We start from the raw sequence: 26,118 nt of genomic DNA on the forward strand, positions 1-26,118 counted from the left end.
GCGTAAGGGGCGACCACTCAGGTGGTCGCCCCTTACGCCGTTCGGCGACGCGCGTGCGTCCGTCCCGCAGAACCCTGGTCGCCCGGACGGACGCGTCGGGCACGTCGGTTCACAGCCGGGCGCGGGCCGCCTCCAGGAGCCGGACGACCGACGCGTCGGCCACCCCGGAGACCTCGTCGTAAGCGAACCAGCGCAGATCGAGGGACTCGTCGCTGATCGCCTCGACCGCGTCGGACGGCGCCAGGGCGACGTACTGCACGTCCAGATGCCAGTGGCACGGCGCCGGGATGGCGTGCCGGTCCAGCGTCACGGGACCGCCCGGCGCCAGGGTCAGCCCCTGGATGCCCGACTCCTCGGTCGCCTCACGCAGGGCGGCGGCGGCCAGCGTCGCGTCGCCCGGCTCGCAGTGACCGCCCATCTGCAGCCACATGCGGAGCTTGCGGTGCAGCGTCAGCAGAACGCGGCCCCGCTCGGGGTCCACCACCAGGGCGCTCGCCGTGATGTGCCCGGCGTGGCAGGACTTCCACGTGCCGTCCGGGTGCTCGGACAGGTGGTCCAGATAGACCTGGCGCAGCTCTTCCTGGCCCTCGTGGCTCTTCAGCACGAGGACCGCGTCGTCGTGCAGGCTCACTCGGTGCCGTCGCCCTTTGCCTCACCCTTTTCGTCGCCCTTGGCGCCCTTGGACTCGTCGTCCTCGGCGTCGGCAGGCTCCGACGAGGTGTCCTTCGTCAGATCCGGCTTGCCGGCCGAGCCGCTCGCGGCCTCGCCCAGCATCTTGTCGAGCTCGGAGAAGTCCATGTGCTCGCGGTGCACGAAGCCGTCCGGGTCGTCCAGGTCCGACGCCGTCGGCAGCATGTCCGGGTGGGCCCACAGGCCGTCCCGGCCGTCCACACCCCGCGCGTCGGTGAGCGAGGCCCACAGGCGCGAGGCGTCCCGAAGCCGGCGCGGACGCAGCTCCAGGCCGATCAGGGTGGCGAAGGTCTGTTCGGCGGGACCGCCCGTGGCACGGCGGCGGCGCAGCGTCTCGCGCAGCGCGTCGGCCGAGGACAGGCGCGGCTTGGCGGCCGCGTGCACGACCGCGTCGACCCAGCCCTCGACCAGTGCGAGCGCCGTCTCCAGGCGGGCCAGCGCGGCCTTCTGCTCGGGCGTGTCCTCCGGCTGGAACATGCCCTGCTGGAGCGCCTGCTGCAGCTCTTCCGGGTTCTGCGGGTCGAACTGGCCGACCACGTCCTCCAGCTTCGCGGTGTCGACCTTGATCCCGCGCGCGTAGCCCTCGACGGCGCCGAACAGGTGCGAGCGCAGCCACGGCACGTGCGCGAAGAGGCGCTGGTGGGCGGCCTCGCGCAGCGCGAGATAGAGCCGCACCTCCTCCTGGGGGACGCTCAGGTCCTTGCCGAAGGAGGCGATGTTCAGCGGGAGCAGCGCGGCCTTGCCGACCGGACCGAGCGGCAGGCCGATGTCGGTGGAGCCGACGACCTCGCCCGCGAGGACACCCACGGCCTGCCCGATCTGCGTGCCGAACATGGCGCCGCCCATGGAGCGCATCATGCCGATGAGCGGGCCCGCCATGGCCTGCATCTCCTCGGGCAGGACGTCGCCCATGGCCGCGCCGACACGCTCGGCGACCGGGTCGACCAGCTCCTTCCACACGGGAAGGGTCGCCTCGACCCACTCCGCGCGGCTCCAGGCCAGCGCGGAGCCCGCGCCGGACGGCAGCGACGTCGCGTCGTCGAGCCACAGGTCGGCCAGACGCACCGCCTCCTCGACGGCGAGCCGCTCGGCCGGACCGACGCTCGCGTCCTTGGTGCCGTCAGAAGTGCCCTGGGAGACCGTCTGACGGGCGATCTGCTTGGCCATGTCCCAGTTCACCGGACCGCCCTCGTACGAGAGCATCTGGCCCAGCTGCTGGAACGCGGCGCCGAGATCATTGGGGTTCATCGACCCGAACATGGCTGCGAGGGGATTATCGCCTCCTGGACCACCGGCTCCGGGCCCGAAACCGAAAGGTCCCTGGCCACCGCCGCCCTGCTGGTCCTTCTTCTTGCCCTCGTCGCCGTTCTCCGGCTCCTCCGGCGGAAGGCCGAATCCGAATGGGGTGTCACTCACGGGATTCCTCGGCTGGTAAGGCCGCCGGGTTCGTTCCGACGGCGGCTGCCCACAACACCACCCAGCGTAGACACCAGAACCCGATCGGGCCTCGGTGCTTCGCCGACTCGTCGCCTGCGGCAGGATGGATGCCACCTGGTAGGGGCGCGTCACGCGCGTCCGTTACTGAAGACAACCGCTGGAGACGCCCGGTGAGTTCCCCAGATCCACAGGTTCGCGCAGCGCGAAACCGCTCAACCAGCCCGGCCGCGCGCGGCCCCGTCGTCGCGGTCACCGGCGCCGCGGCAGGCGTGGGCGCGATGCTCACCGAGCGGCTGGCAGCCAGTGAGGAGATCAAGCAGGTCGTCGCCATCGACGAGCGGCGCGGCGAGTGCGCCGACGCGCAGTGGCACATCCTGGACGTGCGGGACCCGGCGATCGCCGAGAAGCTGCGCGGCGCGGACGTCGTGGTGCACCTGGCCCTCGACCTCGACCTGGAGACGGACGCGGCGGCCCGCACGGCCTACAACGTCCGGGGGACGCAGACCGTCCTCACCGCCGCCGCGGCGGCCGGTGTCCACCGGGTCGTCCTGTGCACGTCGGCGATGGTCTACGGCGCGCTGCCCGACAACGAACTGCCGCTCGCCGAGGACTCCGAACTGCGGGCGACCGCCGAGGCCACGGGCGTGGGCGACCTCCTGGAGATCGAGCGGCTGGCCCGTCGCGCGCCCCGCGCGCACCCTGGTCTGAACGTGACGGTCGTGCGGCCCGGAGTGCTGGTCGGGGGCGGCACCGACACCGCGCTGACCAGGTACTTCGAGTCGCCGCGCCTGTTGGTCGTGGCAGGGTCCCGGCCCGCCTGGCAGTTCTGCCACATCGAGGACCTGTGCAGTGCCCTGGAGTACGCGGTCGTCGAGAAGGTGGAGGGCGAGCTGGCCGTCGGGTGCGACGGCTGGCTGGAGCAGGAGGAGGTGGAGGAGCTGAGCGGGATCCGGCGGATGGAGCTGCCGTCCGCGGTCGCGCTGGGCGCCGCCGCCCGGCTCCACCGGATCGGGCTCACCCCGTCGCCCGCGGGCGACCTGGCCTACACGATGTACCCCTGGGTGGTGAGCGGGAGCCGGCTGCACGATGCCGGGTGGCGGCCCCGGTGGACCAACGAGGAGGTCCTCGCCGAGCTGCTGGAGGAGGTCGCCGGGCGGCACACCGTGGCCGGGCGCCGGCTGGGCCGCAAGGACGCGACCGCGGCGGGCGCTGCGGGCGCGACGGTCGCTCTGCTCGGCGCGGCGGCCGTCGTCCGCCGGGCGCGAAAGGCTCGACGCCGGATCTGAGCCCGGGCGTGTCGCGGCCCCCGGCCCCCGGGGGCCCGTGCGCACGGTGAGCGCGGCCTGAGCGGCGGGCGCCCGGCGGGCCCGGACTGTAGGAGGCTCCAACCCGGCACGCGTGCGTGCCGGGTGAAAGGTCTATTCCGCCCTGTCGGCGGGGTGCGGCACGATGGAGTCATGGCACCTACCAATGACCACCCCGGCGAGCAGGGCGCGCAGGACCCGATCCGTCTGCTGGCGATCCGCGACGAGCCGCTCTCCCTGGACGAGGTCTTCCGCGCCGTCGGGGACGACGCAGCCGGGGGGACGGCGCTCTTCGTGGGGACGGTGCGGAACCACGACGGGGGTGCCGACGTGGACGCGCTGGGGTACTCCGGTCACCCCAGCGCCGAGGCGGAGATGCGACGGGTCGCCGAGAAGGTCGTCGCCGACTATCCGGTGCGGGCGCTGGCCGCCGTCCACCGGGTGGGCGATCTGCGGATCGGGGACCTCGCGGTCGTGGTCGCCGTCGCGTGTCCGCACCGGAGCGAGGCGTTCGAGGCCTGCCGGAAGCTCATCGACGACCTCAAGCACGAGGTGCCGATCTGGAAGCACCAGACGTTCTCCGACGGTTCGCAGGAGTGGGTCGGCGCCTGCTGATCCGCACCTCCGGTCGCATGACCGATCCTCCGGTTGCGTAACCGGGGCCCTGCCGTGAGCGTTAACCCTGCGGATGGTTAATCTGCTGATCAGTCAGTTGCGGTCGCTCATGGGGTTGGGAGGTCGACATGGCGGCGCTTGCCTGGTTGCTGATTCCGCTTATGGCCGCGATCGGTGCCGGAGTCTGGGGCAGTTGGGCCGGCCGGAATCGCAAGGCCGCGGGAGACGGCGTGGAGCTCGCTGGATACACACGCTTCCGTGAGGCCATGGAGCGGTCGGACGCCGAGGAGAAGTCACCCTCCGACGTGCTCTGAGACCCCTGGGCCACCGCGGCTGCGGCGGGCCCGGCGAACGGCCCCCGACGGCACCCCGTACGGACGGCCCCGACGGTGCGCCGACAGGACTGTCCCGTACTGTCGTTCCATGCCACGCCGCACCGCGACGATGCTCGCCTCCACTCTGATCCTGATCGCGCTCCTGTGCGCGGGAGTGTTCATCAAAGTGCCCTACGCGGAGATGTCACCGGGTCCCACGGTGAACACGCTGGGCGATCACGACGGCGAGCCGGTGCTGCAGATCTCCGGGCGCAAGACGTACCCGACGACCGGTCACCTCAACATGACCACAGTCCGGGTGACGAGCGCCGACTACAACATGAACCTCGTCGAGGCCGTCTACGGCTGGCTGGCCCACGACAACAAGGTCGTGCCGCACGACACGCTGTACCCGGACGGCAAGACCGAGCAGCAGTCGACGCAGGAGAACGCCGAGGAGTTCAGCCAGTCCCAGGAGAGCGCCAAGGTGGCGGCCCTCAAGGAGCTGGGCATCCCGGTGAAGTCCTGGGTGATCGTCTCCACCGTCCTCAAGGGCTCCCCGGCGGAGGGCCGGCTGCACGCCGGTGACGTCATCAAGTCCGTCGACGGCACCGTGGTCAAGGCGCCCGACGACGTCGCGAAGCTCGTCACCAAGCACAAGCCCGGTGACAAGGTCGTGTTCACGATCGTGCCCGCCAAGGAGCAGGCCGCCGCCGAGAAGGAGCACACGACGGCGACCGCCACCAAGAACGTGACGATCACCACGGCCAGGTCCGACGACAAGGGCAGCGACCGTGCCATCGTCGGGATCTCGGCCGGGACCGACCACACGTACCCCTTCACCATCGACATCAAGCTCGCCGACGTCGGCGGCCCGAGCGCCGGCCTGATGTTCGCCCTCGGCATCGTGGACAAACTCACCCCGGGGAACCTCACCGGTGGCAAGTTCGTGGCCGGCACCGGCACCATCGAGGACGACGGCAAGGTCGGCCCCATCGGTGGCATCGAGTTGAAGACAGTCGGCGCGCGCGACAAGGGCGCCCAGTACTTCCTGACGCCGAAGGACAACTGCGCCGCCGCGGCCAAGGACACCCCGAGCGGGCTCACGCTCGTCAAGGTCAGCACCATCGACGACGCGATGAACGCCCTGAAGGACATCAGCGCGGGCCGGACCTCCGGCCTGCCGAAGTGCACCACCAAGGGCTGACGGACACGGTCCGCCCGTACGACAGCGCCACGACGGAGAGGGGGCGCCCGGAACATCCGGGCGCCCCCTCTCCGTCGTGCTGTGCGGATCAGTCGGCGAACGTCGCGGACAGCGCGTCCGCGAGGCCCGGCACCAGGCCCGCGCCCGTGAGGACCTCCGTCGACGCGTCCTTCTCCCGCAGCCGCAGGGCGGAGTCGCGGGTTCCGTCGCGCAGCACGCCGACCGTCATGCGGACCTCCTGCCGGTCCGGGTGCGCGGCGACCCACTGGGTGAGCTTCTTGCCGCTGAGGCCTTCCGGTACGGACGCCTCGGCGGACGGCGGCAGCATCAGCCGTTCCACGGTGAGCGCGCAGCCCACCACGGCGTCGGGCCAGGCGATGGTGCCGAGGAACTCGTCGAGCGGCTTGCCGGCAGGGATCTCGTCCTGCTCGACGGGGGTGAGACCGGTGGTCGCCTGCTCGTCCTCCAGGCCGAGCTGGCGGGCGAGGCCGGGTTCCTGGGTCCGTAGCCGAGCGGTGTCTACGAGGGCGAAGAGACGGGCGGGCTGGTCCCAGCCGAGGCCGGATGCGTACTCGTCGATCTCGAGTACGGCCCGGGTGAGGGGGCTCGCTGCCATGGGAGTGTTGGACATGGTCACAATCCTGCCTCGTTCGTACCCGGAAACGGGAACCGAGTAAAGCGTGAGTAAGTTGCATAGATGAGGCTCCTCGATCACGGAGCCTTACGGACGGCTCTCCAAGTCGGGGGGCCTGACGGATCAACAGCGACTTCGAGGTGCGCACCTTGGCTTTCCAGATGCCGGACCGCGGCGGAGGCCCGACGGGGCCACGGATGAGAGTGGGCCGGCCGTCCCGGCGTGTCCGGACCCTGCTCATGACACTGGGCGTCCTGGCCGTCCTGGCCATGGCCTTCGTCATGTTCGCGGGGTTCTGGACGGACTGGCTCTGGTACAGATCGGTTCACTACTCGTCGGTCTTCACCACCACCCTGTGGACCAAGATCGGGCTCTTCTTCGTCTTCGGCCTGCTCATGGCGGCCGCGGTCGGCTTCAACATCTGGCTGGCCCACCGGCTTCGTCCGCCGCTGAGCGCCATGTCGATGGAGCAGCAGAGCCTCGACCGCTACCGCATGGGCATCGCGCCCTACAAGCGGTGGCTGCTGGTCGGCATCGTCTCCGTGGTGGGACTGATCGCCGGCGCGTCCGCCTCGGGCCAGTGGCGCACGTGGCTGATGTGGGTGAACGGAGTGCCCTTCCACCAGAAGGACCCCCAGTTCCACCTCGACGTCTCGTTCTACGCCTTCGACCTGCCCTGGTACCGCTTCCTGCTCGGCTTCGGCTTCGCCGCCGCCGTGCTCTCCCTGATCGCCGCCGCGCTCACGCACTACCTGTACGGCGGCCTGCGGGTCACCAGCCCGGGCGCGCGCGCCACGGCCGCGGCGACCGGGCACCTCTCGGTGCTCCTCGGCATCTTCGTGGCCCTGAAGGCGGTCGCCTACTGGCTCGACCGGTACGGCCTCGCGGTGAAGTCGAGCGACTTCAAGGCGACGGGCAACTGGACGGGCCTGCGGTACGTCGACGCGAACGCCTATCTGCCGGCCAAGACGATCCTGTTCTGCATCGCCGTCATCTGCGCGCTGCTCTTCTTCGCCACCCTGTGGCGGCGCACCTGGCAGCTGCCGGTCATCGGCTTCGGCCTGATGGTGCTGTCGGCGATCCTCATCGGCGGGCTGTACCCGGCGATCGTGCAGAAGTTCCAGGTCCAGCCGAACGAGCAGGCCAAGGAAGCGCCGTACGTCGAGAAGAACCTCAAGGCGACCCGCGAGGCGTACGGGATCGACGGCACCGACGTGAAGGACTACCCGGGATCGAGCGACACCAAGGACAAGGCCAAGCTCCGGGACGACGCCGACACGGCGGCGAGCATCCGGCTCATGGACCCGAACGTCGTGTCGCCCACGTTCCAGCAGCTCCAGCAGGTGCGGAACTACTACGGCTTCCCGTCGAACCTGGACGTCGACCGCTACAGCAAGGACGGCAAGGACCAGGACACCGTCATCGGTCTCCGCGAGCTGAACCTCGCGGGCATCCCGAAGAGCAACTGGATCAACGACCACTTCCGCTACACCCACGGGTACGGCGCGGTCGCGGCCAAGGGCACCACGGCCGACAGCGAGGGCCGGCCGGTCTTCACCGAGTACAACCTGCCGTCGAGGGGTGACCTCGGCGAGTACCAGCAGCAGATCTACTACGGCGAGAAGACCACCCAGTACTCGATCGTCGGCGGTCCCCAGAAGGAGATCGACTACTCCGACGACAGCGGTGAGAAGACCACCAGCTACAAGGGCAAGAGCGGCATCAGCCTCTCCAGCCCGGTCAACCGCGCCGCGTACGCGGTGGCGTTCGGCGAGCCGCAGATCCTCTACTCGGGCGCGATCGGTGAGGGTTCCCGGATCCTCTACAACCGCACGCCCAAGGAGCGCGTCGAGGCGGTGGCCCCCTGGCTCACCATCGACGGCGACGCCTACCCGGCCATCGTCAACCACAAGATCCAGTGGATCGTCGACGCGTACACCACGACCAACGGCTATCCGTACGCCTCCCGCACCACCCTCGGCGACACCACGGCGGACTCGCTGACGGCGGCCAACAACCAGCGGGCGGTGGTGGCCCAGCAGAACCAGGTCAACTACATCCGCAACTCGGTGAAGGCGACCGTCGACGCGTACACCGGCGAGGTCAAGCTCTACCAGTGGGACACCAAGGACCCGGTCCTGAAGACCTGGATGAAGGCGTTCCCGAACACGGTGAAGGCGAAGGACTCGATCTCGCCGGACCTGATGGCCCATCTGCGGTACCCGCAGGACCTGTTCAAGGTCCAGCGCGAACTGCTCACCCGCTACCACGTGAAGGACGCGCAGACGTTCCTCAGCGGCAGTGAGGTGTGGCAGGTCCCGGACGACCCGAGCAACAACTCGGGCAGTGCCGTGCCGCCGTACTACCTCAGCATGAAGCTGCCGGGGGAGACGTCACAGGCGTTCTCGCTCACGACGACGATGACACCGAACGGCCGGGACAACCTCGCCGCGTTCATGTCCGTCGACGCCGAGGCGGGCACACCGGACTACGGCAAGATCAGCATCCTGAAACTGCCGACGGGCAAAACCGTCGACGGACCGAAACGGGTGCAGAGCCAGTTCAACTCCGAACCGTCCATCGCCGAGTCCATCAGCCTTCTCGAACGCGGCGATTCCAAGGTGGAGTACGGCAACCTCCTGACGGTGCCCCTCGACGGCGGACTCCTGTACGTGGAACCCGTGTACGTCCGCGGTGGCGACCTCAAGTACCCGCTGCTGCGCAAGGTGTTGGTCACCTACGGAGGCAGCACGGCCTTCGAGAGCACGCTGGACCAGGCGCTCAACAAGGTCTTCGGGGCCGAGAGTTCGACCCAGCCACCACCGGACGAGAACCCCACGAAACCGCCGACGTCGAGCAACCCGACGGTGCAGGCCGCTCTGGACGACGCCCAGAAGGCCTTCGACCAGGGCCAGGAAGCCCTCAAGAAGGGCGACTGGCAGGCGTACGGGGAGGCGCAGAAGGATCTGGAGGACGCGCTGAAGAAGGCCGAGGACGCGCAGAACAAGGCGGACAAGGCCGGCAGCGGCGGCTCCGGCTCCGACAAGAGCACGGACAAGGGCTCCGACAAGAACGCCGACAAGAAGAGCAGTCCGAGCGGCGGCCCCAGCAGCAGTCCGAGCAGCGACAAGAGCTCCTGAAGTAGCTGGTCAGGGGCCCACTCCGCGCCGTGGTACGGTTGCAACACAACGGCGCGGGGTGGAGCAGCTCGGTAGCTCGCTGGGCTCATAACCCAGAGGTCGCAGGTTCAAATCCTGTCCCCGCTACTGAAGTCGAAGGCCCGGATCCAGTTCATGGATCCGGGCCTTCGGCGTGTGTGACGCCACGCCGAGGCGCACGCGGTGACCTGCCGACTCCCAGGAAGTGCTGCGCCGTACGTGGGGAGTTGAGGGATCTGTGTTTCACTTGTCTCTCTGTGGGCATGTCGACAAAACGCTGAAGTGACCTCACTGGCTGCGGTATACCAGGTGTACCCAGGTTGCAGGTGGTGCGACGATGGACGTTATGGGGGACAAGGCAACTCTGTTGGATACAGGGCGGTTTGCGCAGCCTGCCGACTTTGAGCAGCCTGCGGATCTCACGCAGCCTTCCGACCGGGACGAAACCGGTGAGGCCGCCGAGGAGGCGCGCCAGTGGTCGGCGGCACAGGCCGGCGACGTCGAGGCGATGAGCGTCCTCGGGGCCATGCTGCTGCGCCGGGGTGATCTCGACGCGGCCGAGCCCCAGTTGCGCGCGGCGACCGCCGCGGGCGACCGGGCCGCGGCCAACAACCTGGGTGTCCTCCTGCATCAGCGCGGGTACGCCGACGAGGCCGCCGGATGGTGGCGGATCGCCGCCGTCGCGGGCAGCGCGGCCGCGGCACACGCACTCGGCCGGCACCACCGCGAGCGCGGTGACGAGCCGGCCGCCGAGTACTGGCTGCGCCAGTCCGCCGAACAGGGCCACGCACTGGGGGCGTACGCGCTCGCCGACCTCCTGGAGCACCGCAGTGACGTGGGCGCCGAGCAGTGGATGCGATCCGCCGCGGAGCGCGGGCACCGCGAGGCCGCCTACCGGCTGGCGCGCTCGCTCGACCGCAAGGCCCTGGAATCGGGCCAGGCCGTGGCGGACAACGGTGTCATCGGCGCTGCGGGCGAGGACGCCGAGCAGTGGTACCGGCAGGCCGCTGCGCGCGGCCACCGCCGTGCCGCTTTGCATCTCGGCGCCATCCTGGAGAAGCGGGGCCACCTCAAGGAGGCCGGGCGCTGGTACCTGACGTCCGCGAAGGACGGCGAGGCGCGGGCCGCCTGCGCCCTCGGATTCCTGCTGCGCGACGCCGGGGACACCGAGAGCGCCGCCGTGTGGTGGCTCCGGGCCGCCCAGGACGGCGACGGCAACGCCGCCAACGCGCTGGGTGCCCTGCACGCCGAGCGCGGGGAGACGCAGACCGCCGAGCGCTGGTACCGCGCCGCGATGGACGCGGGCGACGTGAACGGCGCGTACAACCTCGCGCTGCTCTGCGTGGAGCAGGGCCGGACCGCGCAGGCCGAACAGTGGTACCGGCGGGCCGCCTACGCCGGTCACCGCGAGGCCGCCAACGCGCTGGCGATCCTGCTGCTCCAGGTCGGCGACGCGGCCGGGGCGGAGCCCTGGTTCTCCAAGGCCGCGGAGGCCGGCAGCGTGGACGCCGCGTTCAACCTCGGCATCCTGCACGCCGGACGCGCGACCGACAGCGACGACGCCGCCGCCCTGCGGTGGTACGAGCGGGCGGCCGCGGCCGGACACACGGAGGCCGCGCTCCAGGTCGCCATCGCGCGGCTGCGGGAGGGCGACGAGCGGGCGGCCGAGCGGCATCTGCGCAGTGCGGCCGGAGGGGGCAGCGCCGAAGCCGCGTACCGGCTCGCCGCCGTGCTCGACGCCCGCCGGCCGCCTGCGCCCGCGCACGAACTGGGCGAGCCCACGCAGGAGAAGAGCGAGTGCGAGGAGTGGTACGAGCGGGCCGCGTCCCAGGGGCACCGGCGGGCCCAGGTGCGGGTCGGGATGCTGGCCGCGGCGCGCGGTGACGTGGTGGAGGCGGCCCGCTGGTACCGCGAGGCCGCGGAGGCGGGCTCGCGCAACGGCGCGTTCAACCTCGGGCTGCTGCTGGCCCGCGAGGGCAGCGAGCCGGAGGCGGCGCTGTGGTGGACCCGGGCGGCCGACGCCGGTCACGGCCGGGCAGCGCTCCGGCTGGCGCTCGTGTACGCGCGCCGCGGGGAACTCGCCGAGGGTCAGCGCTGGGCCGACCGCGCGGTGTCCCTGGGTCCTGCCGAGGTCGCCGAGCGCGCGGCCCGGCTGCGGGACGCGCTGCGGGAGGAACTGTCGGCCTGAGGCGGCGCGCCCGAGAGCGCACGCGCGGTCCGTCGCAGCTCCCTCGTCGGTTCCGGAGGGGAGCTGCGACGGGAGCTGTGACGGCCCCTGTGACGCCGCAGCAGTCTGCCCGGCCGAGGGGTGAGGCCAGCGCGGTGCCGGTCCCCGAGCGCCCTGTTCCGCTGCGGCGCCCGGCCTTCGCCGCCCTCCGGACAAGTGATTTGCACTGGTCCACAACGGTGACGTACTGTTCATTTCATCGACGCGGGGTGGAGCAGCTCGGTAGCTCGCTGGGCTCATAACCCAGAGGTCGCAGGTTCAAATCCTGTCCCCGCTACTGAAGGCCGAGGGCCGGAATCCGAAAGGGTTCCGGCCCTCGGTGTTTTCGCGCCCCGTGCGACCGGCGCGCGAAGGGCGACCTGTTCGACCCGCGCGGCGTTCTCCGGTGGCGGAGGTCTCGTCGACGGCTGACCGATGGACGGCCGAAAGCCCCGGCACGCCAGGCGTGCCGGGGCTTTCGTACGGCTGTGGCTCCGGGTGGCCGTATTACGCCGCCGCACAGTTCGGGCAGACGCCGCGGTACGTCATCTCGACACCCGACACCGTGAAGCCGAAGCGCTCGGTGTCCGGGAGGTCGCCGAGCGGGTCGCCGCTCGGGTGGACGTCACGGATCGCGCCGCACTGGGCGCAGACCAGGTGGTGGTGGGGGCGATGCGCGTTCGGGTCGTACCGCTTCGCGCGCTTGTCGGTGGCGACCTCCAGCACCTCGCCCAGGGAGACCAGCTCACCCAGCGTGTTGTAGACGGTCGCCCGGGAGATCTCGGGCAGCTTGGCCACGGCCCGGGCGTGCACCTCGTCGGCCGTCAGGTGGACGTGGTCGCCGTCGAGCACCTCGGCCACGACACGCCGCTGCGATGTCATCCGCCAGCCACGTCCGCGCAGTCGTTCCAACAGGTCACTCATACAGATCAGCCTAACAGCAGGTGAACCAGATCCCGAATGGGTGTGACTTTGGAAGGTGAATCGACTTGGACAAAGTCCAATGTAGGATCGAATCGATAGAGGCTGGGGAGTCGGACCGGCCCGGATGACGCTGGAGGCGCACGTGACGCAGGGACCGCTGACGACGGAGGCCGGAGCGCCGGTCGCCGACAACCAGAACAGTGAGACAGCGGGTGCCGGCGGCCCCGTTCTCGTCCAGGACCAGCTCCTGCTGGAGAAGCTCGCGCACTTCAACCGCGAGCGCATTCCGGAGCGCGTCGTCCACGCGCGCGGTGCCGGCGCGTACGGCACGTTCACGCTGACCCGTGACGTCTCGCGGTGGACGCGGGCGGCGTTCCTCTCCGAGGTGGGCAAGCGGACCGAGACGTTCCTGCGCTTCTCCACCGTGGCCGGAAACCTCGGCTCGGCGGACGCTGTGCGCGACCCCCGCGGCTTCGCGCTGAAGTTCTACACCGAGGAGGGCAATTACGACCTCGTCGGCAACAACACCCCGGTGTTCTTCATCAAGGACGCCGTCAAGTTCCCGGACTTCATCCACACGCAGAAGCGCGACCCGTACACGGGCTCCCAGGAGGCCGACAACGTGTGGGACTTCTGGGGTCTGAGCCCGGAGAGCACCCACCAGGTGACCTGGCTCTTCGGAGACCGCGGCATTCCCGCCTCCTACCGCCACCTGAACGGCTACGGCTCGCACACCTACCAGTGGAACAACGCGGCCGGCGAGGTCTTCTGGGTCAAGTACCACTTCAAGACCGATCAGGGCATCAGGAACCTCACGACCGAGGAAGCGGTCCGTCTGTCCGGCGTGGACCCCGACTCGCACCAGCGCGACCTGCGCGAGGCCATCGAGCGCGGCGACTTCCCGTCCTGGACCGTGCAGGTGCAGATCATGCCCGCGGCCGAGGCGGCGACGTACCGCTTCAACCCGTTCGACCTCACCAAGGTGTGGCCGCACGAGGACTACCCGCCCGTCGAGATCGGCCGGCTGGAGCTGAACCGCAACCCGCAGAACGTGTTCGCCGAGGTCGAGCAGAGCGTCTTCTCGCCGGCCCACTTCGTCCCGGGTATCGGGCCCTCGCCCGACAAGATGCTCCAGGGGCGGCTGTTCGCCTACGGGGACGCGCACCGCTACCGCGTCGGCATCAACGCCGGCCACCTGCCGGTGAACCGCCCGCACGCCACGGAGGCCCGCACCCACGCGCGCGACGGCGCGCTGTACGACGGCCGTCACGACGGGGCGAAGAACTACGAGCCCAACAGCTTCGGCGGCCCCGTCCAGACGGACCAGCCGCTGTGGCAGCCTGTCCCGGTCGACGGGCGCACCGGGAACAGCGCGGCCCCGGCGCACGCCGAGGACGACGACTTCGTGCAGGCGGGCGACCTCTACCGGCTGATGTCCGAGGGCGAGAAGGAGCGGCTGATCGCGAACCTGGCGGGCTTCATCGCCAAGGTCTCCCGCGACGACATCGCCGAGCGGGCCGTGCGCAACTTCCGCCTGGCGGACGGTGACTTCGGCAAGCGGCTGGACGCCGCGGTCCAGGCCCTCCGCGGCTGACGGCCGGTCCTTGCCATGGGCGGCGGGCCGGAACCCCGGGGGTGAGTCCCGGAGTTCCGGCCCGCTCGTGTCGCGTCGTACGGGACGTGCCCACCCCGCACGGGTCAGGCGGGGCGGGCACGTCCCGTACGGGTCAGGCGGGGATCTGCTGCCGTGCGGGAGCCCAGCAGCGGATGATGTCGCGGACCGAGACGATGCCGACCGGCCCGCCGTCGTCGAGGACGATCAGATGCCGGAAGCCGCCGTGCGCCATCGCCGAGGCGGCCTCCTCCAGGGTCCAGCCGGAAGCGGCGAAGACGACGTCGGTGGTGGTGTGGGTGCAGGCGGTCTCGGTGTCGGGATTCTGGCCCAGGGCGAGTGAGTTGAGGATGTCGCGCTCGGTGAGAATGCCGAGACCGGAGGAGTCCTCGTCGAGGACCACCGCCGCCCCGACACGGCGTGCCGACATCAGTCTGGCCGCCTGGCGGAGCGTGTGGGTCGGGCCGATGGTGAGGACCACCGTGCTCATGGCGTCGCGGACGAGCATGGGCTGGAGCCACCTCCTTGGTGAACCGACGGTCTCCGGGTCTGACACTGGAGAAACGGTTCACAAGTTCACAAGTGGGGGAGCTCTCAGAGTCGCAGTTAAAGGGAGGGTCAACAAGAGGGCGCGTGCGGCGAGTTCGGGGGCGCCCGAGGAGTACTCAGCAGTCCCGGACCGACCGCGGCTGCTCAGGAGTCGCGCCCGGCGTCTCTTGCCGGGGTAAAGAACCGGCGGGTGAGGTCGAGGCCGGTGAGCGGCTCCGGTCGCCCGGCGGCGCGGTGTCGGCCGGCGCTCACCGCCCTCCCGTCGACCGCCGGCCGCCCGGGGTCAGTAGCGCTGGTTCAGGTAACCGAGCATCTCGTCGTGCAGGATGCCGTTCGACGCGGCCGCGTTGCCGCTGTGCGGACCGGGACGGCCGTCGAGTCCGGTGAAGGAGCCCCCCGCCTCGGTCACCACGATCGCGTTCGCCGCCATGTCCCAGAGCGACAGCTCGGGTTCGGCGCAGATGTCCACGGAGCCCTCGGCCACCATCATGTACGGCCAGAAGTCGCCGTAACCGCGGGTGCGCCAGACGGCCTTCGTGAGGTCGAGGAAACCGTCGAGCCGGCCCTGGTCCTCCCAGCCGGACAGCGAGGAGTAGGCGAACGAGGCGTCGGACATCCGGGACACACTGGAGACCCGCAGCCGGCTCGCCGAGGACAGGCTGCGGCCGGTGAAGGCGCCGTGGCCCTTCGCCGCCCACCAGCGGCGACCGAGCGCGGGCGCGGAGACCACGCCGACGACCGGCTGGTAGCCGCCCTCGGCCGCCTCCATCAGGGAGATCAGCGTCGCCCAGACGGGCACCCCGCGGACGTAGTTCTTGGTGCCGTCGATCGGGTCCACGACCCAGCGGCGCGGGCCCGTGCCCTCGACGCCGTACTCCTCGCCGAGGACGGCGTCGCGCGGCCTGGCCCGCTGGAGATGACCGCGGATGATCTCCTCGGCGGCTTTGTCCGCCTCGCTCACCGGCGTCATGTCCGGCTTGGTCTCGACCTTCAGATCGAGCGCCTTGAACCGGTCCATCGTCGCGGCGTCGGCGGCGTCCGCGAGGACATGGGCGAGCCGCAGGTCATCGAGATAGTCGGGCATGACCGAACCGTATCTGTCCGCGTCGGGACGGGGCTACAGGGGACCGAAGGATGATCAGCTGCCCGCGCTGCCCGCGGCGCTGCCCGCGCTGCCCGCGCTGCCCGCGCTGCCCGCGCTGCCCGCGCTGCCCGCGCTGCCCGCGCTGCCCGCGCTGCCCGCGCTGCCCGGGTCGGTGGAGTCCGCGTCGACGGAGTCCGTCGTCCTGAGGGGGCGTGAGCCCCGGCCGGGATGCGTGCGGTCCGGCCGGGCGCGCCCTCCGCGCGGTCGGTGAATCGCCGGAGCCGCCGCGCACCCTTGACAGTGCTTCCCCGCGCGTCAAATCTGGCAGCAGAGCCGCTCGCCCCAGGGAGGCGATGATGCCCGCAGCGCGAGAATCCCTCTTGGACGCCGCCTACACGGCGCTGGCGCGCAGAGCGTGGTCGGCCGTGCGGATGGTCGACGTGGCCGCGGTGGCCGGGGTGTCACGCCAGACGCTCTACAACGAGTTCGGCAGCAAGGACGGCCTCGCGCGCGCCCTCGTACGCCGGGAGGCCGACGCCTATCTCGCCGGGGTCGACCGGGCGCTCGCCACCCACACGGACGCCCGGGACCGGCTGGTAGCGGCCGTCGAGTGGACGGCCTCGGCGGCCCGCAGCAACGCGCTGGTGCGGGCGATGCTCACCGGGTGCTGGGGCGAACGGCTGCCCGCGCCCGGCCTTGCCGCCGTGCCGTCGGCGTCCGTGGTGCCCGCGCAGCGGCGGGCGGACGGTCCGCTGCCCTCGCCCGCGGACTTCGTGACGCTGGTCAGGGACCGGGCCGTCGCCACGCTCGGCGTCTCCCGGACGGAGGCCGCCGAGGTCACGCGGTCCTGCGAACTCGTCGTCCGGCTCGGGCTGTCGTACGTGGTCGCGCCGCCCGCGGAGGGCGGGGTCACGGACCTGGTGAGGGCCGCGCTGGCGTCGTCGCACCGGAACGGGGCCTGAAGCCGCCCCGGGGTGCCGGACGCCACGGCTCAGTGGGCCGAGCCCGACAGCTGGAGGCCGATGACGCCCATGATGACGAAGCTGATGGAGACGATCTTGAGGACCGAGACCAGGTCGTCGAGGAAGATCATTCCGTAGATGGCGGTGCCCGCCGCGCCGATCCCCGTCCACACCGCGTACGCCGGCCCCACGTCGAGCTTCTTCAGGGACAGCGTCAGCAGACCGAAGCTGCCGAGGGCGAAGACGCAGAAGGCCACGGTGGGCCAGAGTCTGGTGAAGCCGTGCGAGAGCTTCAGACAGACGGCGAAGCCGGTTTCGAGCAGTCCCGCAACAACGACCAGCAGCCACGCCATGTCGTGTCCTCCCTTGTCCGCACGTCGACTGCTTCGGCTGGCCCGGATCCGGCTCGGTGCGATTATGCATTCAACGGCCGGGAGAAGCCCTTACCGACCACGGACCCGCGCAAACACGCCGACGTCAGTCGCCCTCGTGGCGCTCCCGGGTGGCGAGCAGCCGGCGCAGCGAGTAGAGGCGCTGCGGATCCGCGTGACCGTCCGCCACCCACTGGTCGAGCGCGCACTCCGGCTCGTCGTGGCTGCACGCGCGCGGACAGCCCTCGGTGCCGGGTTCGAGATCGGGGAAGGCGTGGATGACCCGGGACGGGTCGACGTGGTTCAGGCCGAAGGAGCGGACGCCGGGGGTGTCGACGAGCCAGCCGCCCGCCTTGCCGGCCAGCGGCAGGGCCAGGGCGGAGGTCGTCGTGTGCCGGCCGCGGCCGGTGACCGCGTTGACGTGACCGGTCGTCCGGCGCTGCTCCTTCGGCACCAGCGCGTTCACCAGGGTCGTCTTGCCGACGCCCGAGTGACCGACGAACGCCGTGATCCTGCCGACGAGTTGTTCCCGTACGAGGTCGGCCGCGGCCTCGCTCTCCAGCTCCTCGCGGCTGGTCACCACGTACGGGATGTCCAGCGCGCCGTACAGCTCCAGGAACTTGTCCGGCGGCGCGAGGTCCGACTTCGTCAGGACGAGGAGCGGGGTGAGACCGCCGTCGAAGGCCGCCACCAGACAGCGGTCGATCAGCCGGGGGCGTGGTTCGGGGTCGGCGAGGGCGGTGACGATGGCGAGCTGGTCGGCGTTGGCGACGACCACGCGCTCGAACGGGTCGTCGTCGTCGGCCGTGCGGCGCAGCACGGACGTGCGCGGCTCGATGCGGACGATGCGGGCGAGGGTGTCCTTCTCGCCCGACAGGTCGCCGACGATGGCCACCCGGTCACCGACGACGGCGGCCTTGCGGCCCAGTTCGCGCGCCTTCATCGCCATCACGACCCGGTCGCCGACCAGGCAGGTCAGCCGGCCGCGGTCGACCGTGAGGACCATGCCCTCGACGGCTTCCTCGTGCTTGGGGCGGATGTTCGTCCGCGGACGGTTGCCCTTGCGGTTCGGCCGCTGGCGGATGTCGTCCTCGTCGGTGTTCTTGTTGTAACGGCGCATGATCCAGATCCGCCCGTCAGTTCCCGAGCATTGCGGTCCACAGGTCGGGGAAGTCCGGCAGGGTCTTCGCGGTCGTCGCCACGTTCTCGATCTGGACGCCCTCCACCGCCAGCCCGAGGATCGCGCCGGCCGTCGCCATGCGGTGGTCGTCGTACGTGTGGAAGACGCCGCCGTGCAGCCGGCGCGGCCGGATGTGCAGACCGTCGGCGGTCTCGGTGACGTCACCTCCGAGTTCGTTGATCTCCTTGGTGAGCGCGGCCAGCCGGTCCGTCTCGTGCAGCCGCAGGTGGGCCACGCCCCGCAGGGTGGAGGGGGAGTCGGCGAGCGCCGCGACCGCCGCGATGCCCGGGGTCAGCTCGCCGACCTCGCCGAGGTCCACGTCGATGCCGTGGATCGCACCCGATCCGGTGAACTCCAGTCCGGTCTCGGTCAGTTCGCAGGAACCGCCCATTTCGGTGAAGATCTCCCGCAGCCGGTCACCGGGCTGGGTGGTGTGGGCCGGCCAGTCGGGCACGACGACCGTGCCGCCGGTCACGAGGGCGGCCGCGAGGAACGGCTGGGCGTTCGACAGATCGGGCTCGACGATCAGGTCGCGGCCGAGCAGCGCGCCCGGCGTCACCCGCCACACGTTCGGCTCGCCGCCCGACTCCGGCGTGTCCACCTGGGCACCGACGGCGCGCAGCATGTCCACGGTCATCCGGATGTGCGGCATGGAAGGGAGCGTCGAGCCGGTGTGCCGGACCTCGACGCCCTGGTTGAAGCGCGGCGCGGAGAGCAGCAGCGCGGACACGAACTGGGAGGACGACGAGGCGTCGATCTCCACCGGGCCGCCGTCCAGGGAGCCCTGGCCGTGCACGGTCAGGGGCAGCGCGCCGCGGTCGTTGTCGTCGATCCGGGCGCCGAGCAGCCGCAGCGCGTCGATCACTCCGTGCAGCGGACGCTCGTACGACCGCGGGTCGCCGTCGAAGCGGATCGGGCCGTCCGCGAGCGCGGCGACCGGGGGCAGGAAGCGCATCACCGTGCCGGCGTTGCCCACGTCGACCGTGGCCGGGCCGCGCAGGCCCGAGGGGATGATCCGCCAGGCCTCGCCGGAGGCGTCCGGGCCCGCCGCGACCGTCGAGCTGGAGGCGACCGTCTCCTCGATGCCCACGCCCATGGCGCGCAGCGCGCCCGCCATCAGCAGGGTGTCGCGGGAACGCAGCGGGCGGCGCAGCCAGCCCGGCTCGGAGGCCAGCGCGGCCAGCACGAGAGCGCGGTTGGTGACCGACTTGGACCCCGGCACGTGGACCGTCGCGTCGACGGCCCCGCTTGCGTACGGGGCGGGCCAGAGGGCGGTGTGGGCGGGGTTCGCGGTCATGCGCTCCACTTTATCGGCTGGAGGCCGGGCCGCCGTTGGTCCGTCACGGCCGAAGACACCGTCGGAGGGGCGCGGGGAGCTTCCCGTGCCCCGGGTACCGCGGACGGCAGCGCCGCAGCTCGGGACCCCTCAGCACCCGTGGGAAGCCGAGCGGCCGGCTCACACCTCCAGCAGCCACCGCGCGCCGCCCATCAGCGAGCACAGCGACACGGCGTGGAACAGGAACAGCCACAGTCCCGCCGGTACGTGGGTGAGCCGCGACAACTGGTCGGCGTCCGAGTCGCCCGCGTTGCCTCGCATCCGCTTCGCCTGGAGCTCGAACGCCGGCCGCACACCGCCGAGCAGCAGGAACCACACCACCGCGTACGCGAACGCCGCCTGCACCTGGGGGCCGGTGAGCCAGGACACCAACACGAAGGTTCCGCCGGCGAGGATCACGGTCAGCGCGCCGTACGCGTTGCGGATCATCACCAGCATGGCTATCAGCAGGGCCGTGGCCAGCCACAGCAGCAGGGTGATGTGGCCCGCGGCGAGGAGGGCCGCCCCGCCGAGGCCGAGCAGCGGGGGAGCGGTGTAGCCGGCCGCGGCGGTCAGGATCATGCCGAGCCCGGTCGGCTTGCCGCGGCTCACGGTCAGACCGCTGGTGTCCGAGTGCAGCCGGATGCCGCTCAGGCTGCGTCCGGTGAGCAGCGCGACCAGTCCGTGCCCGCCCTCGTGGGCGATGGTGACGGCGTTGCGGGAGAGGCGCCACACCCCGTGCGGGACGACCGCCGCGAGGGCCGCGACCAGAGTGGCGATCACCACCCACAGATCGGGGTCAGGCTGGCTGCCGAAGACCTCGTCCCACAGCGAGCTCAGGGAGGCCAGCGAAGTGGATGCGGTGCTGTCCATGGTCGGCGGGGGCTCCCTCTCGTGGCGCGGAGTCTGGCAGTCTGGCACGTATGTGCGGACGGTATGCGGCGAGTCGTCGACCCGAGGATCTCGCAGGAATCTTTGAGATCGAGAAGTGGGACGTCGAGGAGACTCTGGCTCCCGACTACAACGTGGCCCCGACGAAGGAGGTCTACGCCGTCCTCGACCGTCCTGTTAAGGACGCGGACAGCCCGAGGCCGGTTCGCCAGCTGCGCAAGCTGAAGTGGGGGCTCGTCCCGTCGTGGGCCAAGACACCCGAGGGCGGCGCCCGGATGATCAACGCGCGGGCCGAGACGGTGCACGAGAAGCCCTCGTACCGCCGGGCCTTCACCTCGCGCCGCTGCATCATCCCGGCCGACGGCTACTACGAGTGGGTCACCGGCACCGCCGAGCGCGACCTGGAGGTCGAGGGCAAGAAGAAGCGGCCGCGCAAGCAGCCCTACTTCGTGACCCCCGCGGACGGCTCGGTCTTCGCGATGGCCGGGCTCTACGAGTTCTGGCGGGACCGGACCCTGCCGGACGAGCACCCGCTGGCCTGGTGGGTGACCTGCTCGGTGATCACGACCGAGGCGGAGACCACGCCGCTCGCGGTGGCGCCCGACGAGGGCCCGCGGGCGCTGGCCGACATCCACCCCCGGATGCCCCTGATGCTCACCCCGGACCGCTGGGACAGCTGGCTCGACCCGGCCGCCACGCATCCGGACGCCCTGCGCGACCTGCTCGCCCCGCCGCCCACCGGACTGATGCGCGCGTTCCCCGTCTCCACGGCGGTCAGCAACGTCCGCAACAACGGACCGGAGCTGCTGAAGGAGCTGGAGGGGCCCGAGGAGGGCACACTCTTCTGACGTGACCGAGATCAACAGCGTGAGCGAGACGATCGAGACGGACGCCGGCCCGGCCCGCGTCACCTGGCACCGCGCGGCGCGACCGCGGCTCGTCCTCGCCGTGAGCCACGGCGCGGGCGGCGGCATCGAGGCCCGGGACCTCCGCGCGCTCGCCGGGGTGCTCCCCGGACACGGGGTGAGCGTCGCCCTCGTCGAACAGCCCTGGCGGGTGGCCGGCAAGAAGATGGCGCCCGCGCCGAAGACACTGGACGTCGGCTGGCGCGGGGTGTGGCCGGCCCTGGCGAAGCCCGGACTGCCGGTGATCTCCGGCGGCCGCAGCGCGGGCGCCCGCGTCGCCTGCCGTACCGCGTCCGAGCTCGGGGCCGCCGCCGTGCTCGCGCTCAGTTTCCCGCTGCACCCGCCGGGCAGGCCGGAGAAGTCCCGCGCCGACGAACTGCTCGGTGCGGGGGTGCCCACCCTCGTCGTCCAGGGCGGCAACGACCCGTTCGGCCGACCGCGGGAGTTCCCGGACGGCCCGTACGAGCTGGTCGAGGTGGCGTACGCGGACCACGGCTTCGCCGTACCGAAGAAGGCGCCCCTCGGACAGGAGGAGGCGCTGGAGATCGTCACGGACGGTGTCGTGCGGTGGTCCGCGTCACTCGGGTGATGCCCGGGAATGTTGCGTGACGGACCACTGTTGTGCGGATCAGACAGCACGGAGCGCGTGCTGGACCGTTCGTACGAGAGGAAGTCCGCCGCATGGGTTCGACCTTCTGCCCGAGCCGCAGCAGCCGCGCTGACCTGGACTGGACGGTGCTGCGCGCGGGTAAGAACACTCCGGTTCGGACACCGGGCGGCCAGGATGTACGTCCCTCCCCGGCCGCTGGGCAAGCCGCCCCGACCGAAGGTCGTCTATTCTCCGATTCCAGTGGGACCGGTCTCGGTCCCGCTACATCGCTGGAGGAGGTGGGTCCGGTCACTGGGACCGACGCAGGGACCGATAACGGCCAGGCGGAGCAGCCCGAGGGCCAGGGCACGAGCGACGCGTCGGCGGAATCGTCCGCCGAGCGCACCGCGCGCTTCGAGCGGGACGCGCTCGAATTCCTCGACCAGATGTACTCGGCCGCCCTGCGCATGACGCGCAACCCGGCCGACGCCGAGGACCTGGTGCAGGAGACGTACGCGAAGGCGTACGCGTCCTTCCACCAGTTCCGTGAGGGCACCAACCTCAAGGCGTGGCTGTACCGCATTCTCACCAACACCTTCATCAACTCGTACCGCAAGAAGCAGCGTGAACCCCAGCGCAGTGCGGCCGAGGAGATCGAGGACTGGCAGCTCGCGCGCGCCGAGTCGCACATGTCGACCGGACTGCGCTCCGCGGAGTCGCAGGCGCTCGACCACCTGCCCGACTCGGACGTCAAGCAGGCGCTGCAGGCGATTCCCGAGGAATTCCGCATCGCCGTGTATCTCGCGGACGTAGAGGGCTTTGCGTACAAGGAGATCGCGGACATCATGGGGACACCCATCGGAACGGTGATGTCCCGGCTGCACCGGGGCCGTCGCCAACTGCGCGGCATGCTGGAGGACTACGCCCGTGACCGCGGGCTGGTCCCCGCGGGCGCCGGAGAGTCGAACGAAGCGAAAGGCTCGGGCTCATGAGCTGCGGAGAGCCGCACGAGACGGATTGCAGTGAGGTACTCGATCACCTCTACGAGTTCCTCGATCATGAGATGCCGGACGCGGACTGCACCAAGTTCGAGGTCCACTTCGAGGAGTGCTCCCCGTGCCTCGAGAAGTACGGCCTCGAACAAGCCGTCAAGAAGCTGGTGAAGCGGTGCTGCGGTCATGACGACGTGCCCACCGATCTGCGGGCCAAGGTCATGGGACGCATCGACCTCATCCGCTCGGGGCAGGCCGTTCCCGACCACGACGTGACCGCGACGGCCCGGGAGTCCTGACCCCGGCGCGACCGTCCCGGTCCGAAAGACCGTCCGTCCGTCACCCGAACGTGCTAATCCGCGGGCTCCCGGCCCGCGGATTCGTGCATACCCGTCCACGTGCCGCTTTCCCCGTCCTAGGCTCCGGAGCCTGAGACCGGGGGAGGGACGAGGAGATGGGTTCGGTTCCGGCGGGAGCCCGGGTGTACGTGGCCTGTGTCGTTCTCGCGGCACTCGCCTGCCTCGCCCCCGTGCCGGACCTCCGTGTCCCCTGGTGGATCGTCGCCCTGCTCGCCGTGCTCTACGCCGGCTGCGACCACATTCCACCGCCCCGCGGACCGCGCGCCGCCGGATCACCCGGCGGCGAGACCCCGCAGGGCATGGGCACCTTCCTCCCCGTCCTGCTGGCCGGCTCCTTCCTGCTGCCGCCGTCCGCCGCCGCCCTCGTCGCGCTGCCCGGTGCCCTGCTCGCCCGGGTCGACCAGCGGCCGCGCACCCCGCGCCGCGTCTGGCGCGCCGCCCAGCTGGCCGTCGCCGTCTGGGCGGCCTCCCGGGCGTACGACGCGCTCGGCGGTCCGGACGCCGTGGCCGCCCCCCGTTTCCCCTACGCGCTGGCCCCCGCGGGGGCCGCCGTCCTCACCTTCTGCGCCGTGCTCGCCGTCCTCGACGGCGGCATCCTCGCGCTCGCCGAACGGGCGCCGCTGCGCACCGCCTGGCGCGGCCTCTTCGCGCGCTCGCTGGCCCCCGTCGCCGCGCACGGACTGGCCGGACTGATGATGGCGGTGCTCTGGCGCAGCCCGTACGGTCCCGTCGCCGCCCTGCTCGTGCTGCTCCCCATGTACGTGTCCTGCTGGGTCTTCGCCCAGTACCACCGGGAACGCGCCGCCCACCAGGCCACCATCCGCGCCCTCGTCCAGGCCGTCGACATCAAGGACGGTTACACCCGCGGACACAGCGAGCGGGTCGGCCAGGCGTCCATGATGATCGCCCGCGAACTCGGCATGGACGACGACCGCGTCGAAGGACTGCGCTTCGCCGGGATCCTGCACGACGTCGGCAAGCTCGGCGTGCCCACCCGGCTGCTGCGCAAGGACGGCCCGCTGACCCCCGAGGAACGCCGGATCATCGAACTGCACCCCGAGTACGGGCACGAGATGGTCCGCGGGATCGCGTTCCTCGGCGAGGCCCGTTCGGCGATCCTGCACCACCACGAACGGCTGGACGGCAGCGGATACCCGTACGGGCTGGCCGGCGCGCAGATCCCCGAGTTCGCCCGGGTGGTCGCCGTCGCCGACGCCTTCGACGCGATGACCTCCACCCGGTCCTACCGCAGGGCCCGGCCGGTACCGGCCGCCCTGGAGGAGCTGGAGCGCTGCGCCGGTGCGCAGTTCGACCCCGGCATGGTCGAGGCACTGGTGCGGGCGCTCGGCCGACACGGCTGGCACCCCGCGGTGACCGCGGACATCGGCCCGCCCGCCGTCCCCGGCGCAGGACCGGTCTCCCCGCACGCCTCCGACGCCCTCGGCCGGGGGGCGCCGTGAGCACCGCCGCACCCCGGCACGGGCTGACCGCGCGTCCCGCACGCTTCCCGTCGGCCGTGGCCCCGCCCGCCACGATCACCGCCGTACGCGCCCTCGCCCTCCTCCTCACCGTCCTCGCCCTCGGCGTCACCCTCTGGGACGGGCTCGACGACCGCGGTACGGCGCTGGCCTTCGGCGTGCTCATCGCCGTCGGAGAGCTGGCCCGCTGGAGCGGAGCCGAGGAACGGGAGTCGGCCCCCCTCGGAGCCGCCGGAGCCCTCGCGTACGCGCTGCTCGGCGAGAACGCAGGGCAGCGCACCGGACACGGTGTCCTCCAGGTCGTCGCCGTGGTCGTCGCGGCCGCCCTGATCGGCTGCGTCCCGCACGTCGCCCGCGGCCGCGGCCCCACCCTCGACCACCTCGCCCGCCGCGTCCTCACCGTCGCCTTCGCCGCCGTCTGCTTCCAACCCCTCTACAACCAGGGCAGGTTGCCGGCGTGGGGAGGTCCCGCGGTCGCTCTGCTGCTCGTCGCGCTGCTCGTGGTCACCACGCTCTGGGACGCCGTGCTCGCGGCGGCGACGGCGCACGCGCGGACCCGGTGGCCGTTCGGGCCGCTGCTGCGCGACGAGCTGCGGGCCACGCTCGGGATCGGCTCGGCCGTGTGCGCGACCGGGGCCGTCATGGCGCTCGCCGTCGCGGTGGTCGGACTGTGGGCCCTGCCCGTGTTCTCGCTGCCGCTGCTGCTCACCCAGCTGTCCTTCCGGCGGTACGCGGCGGTGCGGGTCACCTACCGGCAGACGATCGCCTCGCTCGCCCGGGCGACCGAGATCGCCGGGTACACCCCGGCCGGGCACGCCCGCCGGGTGGCCGCCCTCAGCCGGGCCGTCGGCCGTGAGCTGGGCCTGTCCGAACCCGGCCTCACCGTCCTGGAGTACGCGGCGCTGATGCACGACATCGGACAGCTCAGCCTGGTCGACCCCGTGCCGGCCGGAGCGACCGCCGGCCTCCCGCCGGACGAGCAGCGGCGGATCGCGCTGCTCGGCGGTGCCGTCGTCCGGCAGACCGGCGTGGACGCCGAGGTCGCCGTGGTGGTGGAGCGCCAGGCGGATCCGTACCGGGAGCAGCCCGTCACCGCGCGCATCGTCCGCGCCGTGAACGCATACGAGGAGATGGCCCGGGAAGCAGGGCCCGGAGGGCCGCTGACGGCTCTGGAGAAGCTGCGGCTCGCGACCGCCCGCGACTACCAGCCCGAGGTCGTGGAGTCGCTGGCCCGGGTCCTGTCACGACCCGGTCTGACCTTGCCCTGGGCTGGGTAACCCATGGGTAATGAGCGGCCGTCCGACGGTACGTGGTTGGATGCGAGGAAGAGGGTGTTCGGGGG

The 26,118-nt window shown here is 71.4% G+C and carries 25 protein-coding genes and 2 tRNA genes; 17 read left to right on the forward strand and 10 right to left on the reverse strand.

The features are described 5' to 3' along the window. Positions 1 to 109: 109 nt before the first annotated feature. Positions 110 to 631, reverse strand: coding sequence for an NUDIX hydrolase (locus B0675_RS14910; RefSeq protein WP_081219308.1), 522 nt, complete (start codon positions 629 to 631; stop codon positions 110 to 112). Beyond that, positions 628 to 2,106 carry a zinc-dependent metalloprotease gene (locus tag B0675_RS14915; RefSeq protein ID WP_081219309.1) on the reverse strand — a complete coding sequence of 493 codons (1,479 nt, stop codon included), beginning with the start codon at positions 2,104 to 2,106 and terminating at the stop codon, positions 628 to 630. The genes B0675_RS14910 and B0675_RS14915 overlap by 4 nt, the downstream gene beginning before the upstream one ends. A gap of 191 nt (positions 2,107 to 2,297) precedes the next feature. Between B0675_RS14915 and B0675_RS14920 the strand changes: the two genes are divergently transcribed. From B0675_RS14920 to B0675_RS14935, 4 genes are all read left to right on the forward strand, one after another. Further along, positions 2,298 to 3,413, forward strand: a complete 1,116-nt coding sequence (locus B0675_RS14920) for an SDR family oxidoreductase (protein WP_081219310.1) — start codon at positions 2,298 to 2,300, stop codon at positions 3,411 to 3,413. A 171-nt stretch (positions 3,414 to 3,584) separates the two neighbouring features. Beyond that, positions 3,585 to 4,046, forward strand: coding sequence for a molybdenum cofactor biosynthesis protein MoaE (locus B0675_RS14925; RefSeq protein WP_081219311.1), 462 nt, complete (start codon positions 3,585 to 3,587; stop codon positions 4,044 to 4,046). 128 nt (positions 4,047 to 4,174) lie between these two features. Continuing rightward, entirely contained in the window at positions 4,175 to 4,360 is a 186-nt protein-coding gene (locus B0675_RS14930) for a hypothetical protein (RefSeq protein ID WP_081219312.1), read from the forward strand. Between the two features lie 109 nt (positions 4,361 to 4,469). Further along, positions 4,470 to 5,567, forward strand: coding sequence for a PDZ domain-containing protein (locus B0675_RS14935; RefSeq protein WP_081219313.1), 1,098 nt, complete (start codon positions 4,470 to 4,472; stop codon positions 5,565 to 5,567). Positions 5,568 to 5,655: 88 nt separating this feature from the next. Here B0675_RS14935 and B0675_RS14940 read toward each other — a convergent pair whose 3' ends face one another. Next, a complete protein-coding gene (locus B0675_RS14940; RefSeq protein ID WP_081219314.1) occupies positions 5,656 to 6,198 on the reverse strand; it encodes a PPA1309 family protein in 543 nt (180 codons plus the stop codon). Positions 6,199 to 6,362: 164 nt separating this feature from the next. On the opposite strand from B0675_RS14940, the gene B0675_RS14945 reads away from it, so the two are divergent. The 4 genes from B0675_RS14945 to B0675_RS14960 all read left to right on the forward strand — a co-directional run bounded on the left by B0675_RS14945 (position 6,363) and on the right by B0675_RS14960 (position 11,863). Next, complete coding sequence (locus B0675_RS14945) at positions 6,363 to 9,341, forward strand: UPF0182 family protein (protein WP_081219315.1); 2,979 nt, start codon at positions 6,363 to 6,365, stop codon at positions 9,339 to 9,341. A gap of 52 nt (positions 9,342 to 9,393) precedes the next feature. Further along, a tRNA-Met gene (locus tag B0675_RS14950) sits at positions 9,394 to 9,467 on the forward strand. Between the two features lie 229 nt (positions 9,468 to 9,696). After that, positions 9,697 to 11,547 carry a tetratricopeptide repeat protein gene (locus tag B0675_RS14955; protein WP_081219316.1) on the forward strand — a complete coding sequence of 617 codons (1,851 nt, stop codon included), beginning with the start codon at positions 9,697 to 9,699 and terminating at the stop codon, positions 11,545 to 11,547. Between the two features lie 242 nt (positions 11,548 to 11,789). Further along, positions 11,790 to 11,863: transfer RNA gene (locus B0675_RS14960), tRNA-Met, on the forward strand. Positions 11,864 to 12,072: 209 nt separating this feature from the next. Here the strand turns inward: B0675_RS14960 and B0675_RS14965 are convergent. After that, positions 12,073 to 12,489, reverse strand: coding sequence for a Fur family transcriptional regulator (locus B0675_RS14965; protein ID WP_081219317.1), 417 nt, complete (start codon positions 12,487 to 12,489; stop codon positions 12,073 to 12,075). Between the two features lie 124 nt (positions 12,490 to 12,613). On the opposite strand from B0675_RS14965, the gene B0675_RS14970 reads away from it, so the two are divergent. Then, positions 12,614 to 14,083 carry a catalase gene (locus B0675_RS14970; protein WP_081219318.1) on the forward strand — a complete coding sequence of 490 codons (1,470 nt, stop codon included), beginning with the start codon at positions 12,614 to 12,616 and terminating at the stop codon, positions 14,081 to 14,083. A gap of 133 nt (positions 14,084 to 14,216) precedes the next feature. Here B0675_RS14970 and B0675_RS14975 read toward each other — a convergent pair whose 3' ends face one another. Beyond that, the gene (locus tag B0675_RS14975; RefSeq protein WP_081219319.1) at positions 14,217 to 14,609 is read right to left on the reverse strand and encodes a CBS domain-containing protein; all 393 of its coding nucleotides are present in this window, start codon (positions 14,607 to 14,609) and stop codon (positions 14,217 to 14,219) included. A gap of 324 nt (positions 14,610 to 14,933) precedes the next feature. Continuing rightward, positions 14,934 to 15,734 carry a histidinol-phosphatase gene (hisN, locus tag B0675_RS14980; RefSeq protein WP_081219320.1) on the reverse strand — a complete coding sequence of 267 codons (801 nt, stop codon included), beginning with the start codon at positions 15,732 to 15,734 and terminating at the stop codon, positions 14,934 to 14,936. Between hisN and B0675_RS14985 the strand changes: the two genes are divergently transcribed. Continuing rightward, positions 15,733 to 16,005, forward strand: coding sequence for a hypothetical protein (locus B0675_RS14985; RefSeq protein WP_081219321.1), 273 nt, complete (start codon positions 15,733 to 15,735; stop codon positions 16,003 to 16,005). The two genes, hisN and B0675_RS14985, sit on opposite strands and share 2 nt — an antisense overlap. Positions 16,006 to 16,087: 82 nt before the next feature. Further along, positions 16,088 to 16,696, forward strand: coding sequence for a TetR/AcrR family transcriptional regulator (locus B0675_RS14990; RefSeq protein WP_241539791.1), 609 nt, complete (start codon positions 16,088 to 16,090; stop codon positions 16,694 to 16,696). A gap of 29 nt (positions 16,697 to 16,725) precedes the next feature. Here B0675_RS14990 and B0675_RS14995 read toward each other — a convergent pair whose 3' ends face one another. From B0675_RS14995 to B0675_RS15010, 4 genes are all read right to left on the reverse strand, one after another. After that, positions 16,726 to 17,049 (reverse strand): multidrug efflux SMR transporter, encoded by a 324-nt coding sequence (locus tag B0675_RS14995; protein WP_081219322.1) that lies wholly within the window; start codon positions 17,047 to 17,049, stop codon positions 16,726 to 16,728. Positions 17,050 to 17,173: 124 nt separating this feature from the next. Continuing rightward, positions 17,174 to 18,187 carry a ribosome small subunit-dependent GTPase A gene (gene rsgA / locus B0675_RS15000; protein WP_081219323.1) on the reverse strand — a complete coding sequence of 338 codons (1,014 nt, stop codon included), beginning with the start codon at positions 18,185 to 18,187 and terminating at the stop codon, positions 17,174 to 17,176. A 16-nt stretch (positions 18,188 to 18,203) separates the two neighbouring features. Beyond that, positions 18,204 to 19,544, reverse strand: coding sequence for a 3-phosphoshikimate 1-carboxyvinyltransferase (gene aroA, locus B0675_RS15005; RefSeq protein ID WP_081219324.1), 1,341 nt, complete (start codon positions 19,542 to 19,544; stop codon positions 18,204 to 18,206). A 159-nt stretch (positions 19,545 to 19,703) separates the two neighbouring features. Beyond that, positions 19,704 to 20,435 carry a M50 family metallopeptidase gene (locus B0675_RS15010; protein WP_081219325.1) on the reverse strand — a complete coding sequence of 244 codons (732 nt, stop codon included), beginning with the start codon at positions 20,433 to 20,435 and terminating at the stop codon, positions 19,704 to 19,706. Positions 20,436 to 20,485: 50 nt separating this feature from the next. On the opposite strand from B0675_RS15010, the gene B0675_RS15015 reads away from it, so the two are divergent. The 6 genes from B0675_RS15015 (at position 20,486) to B0675_RS15040 (ending at position 26,053) form a co-directional block, all read left to right on the forward strand. Beyond that, positions 20,486 to 21,301, forward strand: coding sequence for an SOS response-associated peptidase (locus B0675_RS15015; protein WP_081219326.1), 816 nt, complete (start codon positions 20,486 to 20,488; stop codon positions 21,299 to 21,301). Between the two features lies 1 nt (position 21,302). Then, a complete protein-coding gene (locus B0675_RS15020) occupies positions 21,303 to 21,947 on the forward strand; it encodes an alpha/beta family hydrolase (protein WP_241539792.1) in 645 nt (214 codons plus the stop codon). A gap of 299 nt (positions 21,948 to 22,246) precedes the next feature. After that, a complete protein-coding gene (sigR, locus tag B0675_RS15025) occupies positions 22,247 to 22,939 on the forward strand; it encodes an RNA polymerase sigma factor SigR (RefSeq protein ID WP_193791571.1) in 693 nt (230 codons plus the stop codon). Continuing rightward, complete coding sequence (gene rsrA, locus B0675_RS15030; protein WP_081219328.1) at positions 22,936 to 23,238, forward strand: mycothiol system anti-sigma-R factor; 303 nt, start codon at positions 22,936 to 22,938, stop codon at positions 23,236 to 23,238. The genes sigR and rsrA overlap by 4 nt, the downstream gene beginning before the upstream one ends. A gap of 155 nt (positions 23,239 to 23,393) precedes the next feature. Beyond that, complete coding sequence (locus B0675_RS15035) at positions 23,394 to 24,758, forward strand: HD-GYP domain-containing protein (protein WP_081219329.1); 1,365 nt, start codon at positions 23,394 to 23,396, stop codon at positions 24,756 to 24,758. A gap of 74 nt (positions 24,759 to 24,832) precedes the next feature. Beyond that, positions 24,833 to 26,053 (forward strand): HD domain-containing protein, encoded by a 1,221-nt coding sequence (locus tag B0675_RS15040; RefSeq protein WP_241539944.1) that lies wholly within the window; start codon positions 24,833 to 24,835, stop codon positions 26,051 to 26,053. The last annotated feature ends 65 nt before the right edge of the window (positions 26,054 to 26,118 follow it).

The organism is Streptomyces sp. M41(2017) (assembly GCF_002078175.1).
Taxonomy (GTDB): Bacteria; Actinomycetota; Actinomycetes; order Streptomycetales; family Streptomycetaceae; genus Streptomyces.

What these genes read in the sequence shown, in the direction of transcription:
- aroA (WP_081219324.1), bottom strand. Translation starts at nt 19,544, where the DNA reads ATGACCGCGAACCCCGCCCACACCGCCCTCTGGCCCGCCCCGTACGCA.
- B0675_RS14940 (WP_081219314.1), bottom strand. Translation starts at nt 6,198, where the DNA reads ATGTCCAACACTCCCATGGCAGCGAGCCCCCTCACCCGGGCCGTACTC.
- B0675_RS14985 (WP_081219321.1), top strand. Translation starts at nt 15,733, where the DNA reads ATGACCGAACCGTATCTGTCCGCGTCGGGACGGGGCTACAGGGGACCG.
- B0675_RS14965 (WP_081219317.1), bottom strand. Translation starts at nt 12,489, where the DNA reads ATGAGTGACCTGTTGGAACGACTGCGCGGACGTGGCTGGCGGATGACA.
- B0675_RS14975 (WP_081219319.1), bottom strand. Translation starts at nt 14,609, where the DNA reads ATGCTCGTCCGCGACGCCATGAGCACGGTGGTCCTCACCATCGGCCCG.
- B0675_RS15010 (WP_081219325.1), bottom strand. Translation starts at nt 20,435, where the DNA reads ATGGACAGCACCGCATCCACTTCGCTGGCCTCCCTGAGCTCGCTGTGG.
- rsgA (WP_081219323.1), bottom strand. Translation starts at nt 18,187, where the DNA reads ATGCGCCGTTACAACAAGAACACCGACGAGGACGACATCCGCCAGCGG.
- B0675_RS14925 (WP_081219311.1), top strand. Translation starts at nt 3,585, where the DNA reads ATGGCACCTACCAATGACCACCCCGGCGAGCAGGGCGCGCAGGACCCG.
- rsrA (WP_081219328.1), top strand. Translation starts at nt 22,936, where the DNA reads ATGAGCTGCGGAGAGCCGCACGAGACGGATTGCAGTGAGGTACTCGAT.
- B0675_RS15015 (WP_081219326.1), top strand. Translation starts at nt 20,486, where the DNA reads ATGTGCGGACGGTATGCGGCGAGTCGTCGACCCGAGGATCTCGCAGGA.
- B0675_RS14945 (WP_081219315.1), top strand. Translation starts at nt 6,363, where the DNA reads ATGCCGGACCGCGGCGGAGGCCCGACGGGGCCACGGATGAGAGTGGGC.
- B0675_RS14990 (WP_241539791.1), top strand. Translation starts at nt 16,088, where the DNA reads ATGATGCCCGCAGCGCGAGAATCCCTCTTGGACGCCGCCTACACGGCG.
- hisN (WP_081219320.1), bottom strand. Translation starts at nt 15,734, where the DNA reads ATGCCCGACTATCTCGATGACCTGCGGCTCGCCCATGTCCTCGCGGAC.
- B0675_RS14995 (WP_081219322.1), bottom strand. Translation starts at nt 17,049, where the DNA reads ATGGCGTGGCTGCTGGTCGTTGTTGCGGGACTGCTCGAAACCGGCTTC.
- B0675_RS14935 (WP_081219313.1), top strand. Translation starts at nt 4,470, where the DNA reads ATGCCACGCCGCACCGCGACGATGCTCGCCTCCACTCTGATCCTGATC.
- B0675_RS15035 (WP_081219329.1), top strand. Translation starts at nt 23,394, where the DNA reads ATGGGTTCGGTTCCGGCGGGAGCCCGGGTGTACGTGGCCTGTGTCGTT.
- B0675_RS14930 (WP_081219312.1), top strand. Translation starts at nt 4,175, where the DNA reads ATGGCGGCGCTTGCCTGGTTGCTGATTCCGCTTATGGCCGCGATCGGT.
- B0675_RS14970 (WP_081219318.1), top strand. Translation starts at nt 12,614, where the DNA reads ATGACGCTGGAGGCGCACGTGACGCAGGGACCGCTGACGACGGAGGCC.
- B0675_RS14955 (WP_081219316.1), top strand. Translation starts at nt 9,697, where the DNA reads ATGGACGTTATGGGGGACAAGGCAACTCTGTTGGATACAGGGCGGTTT.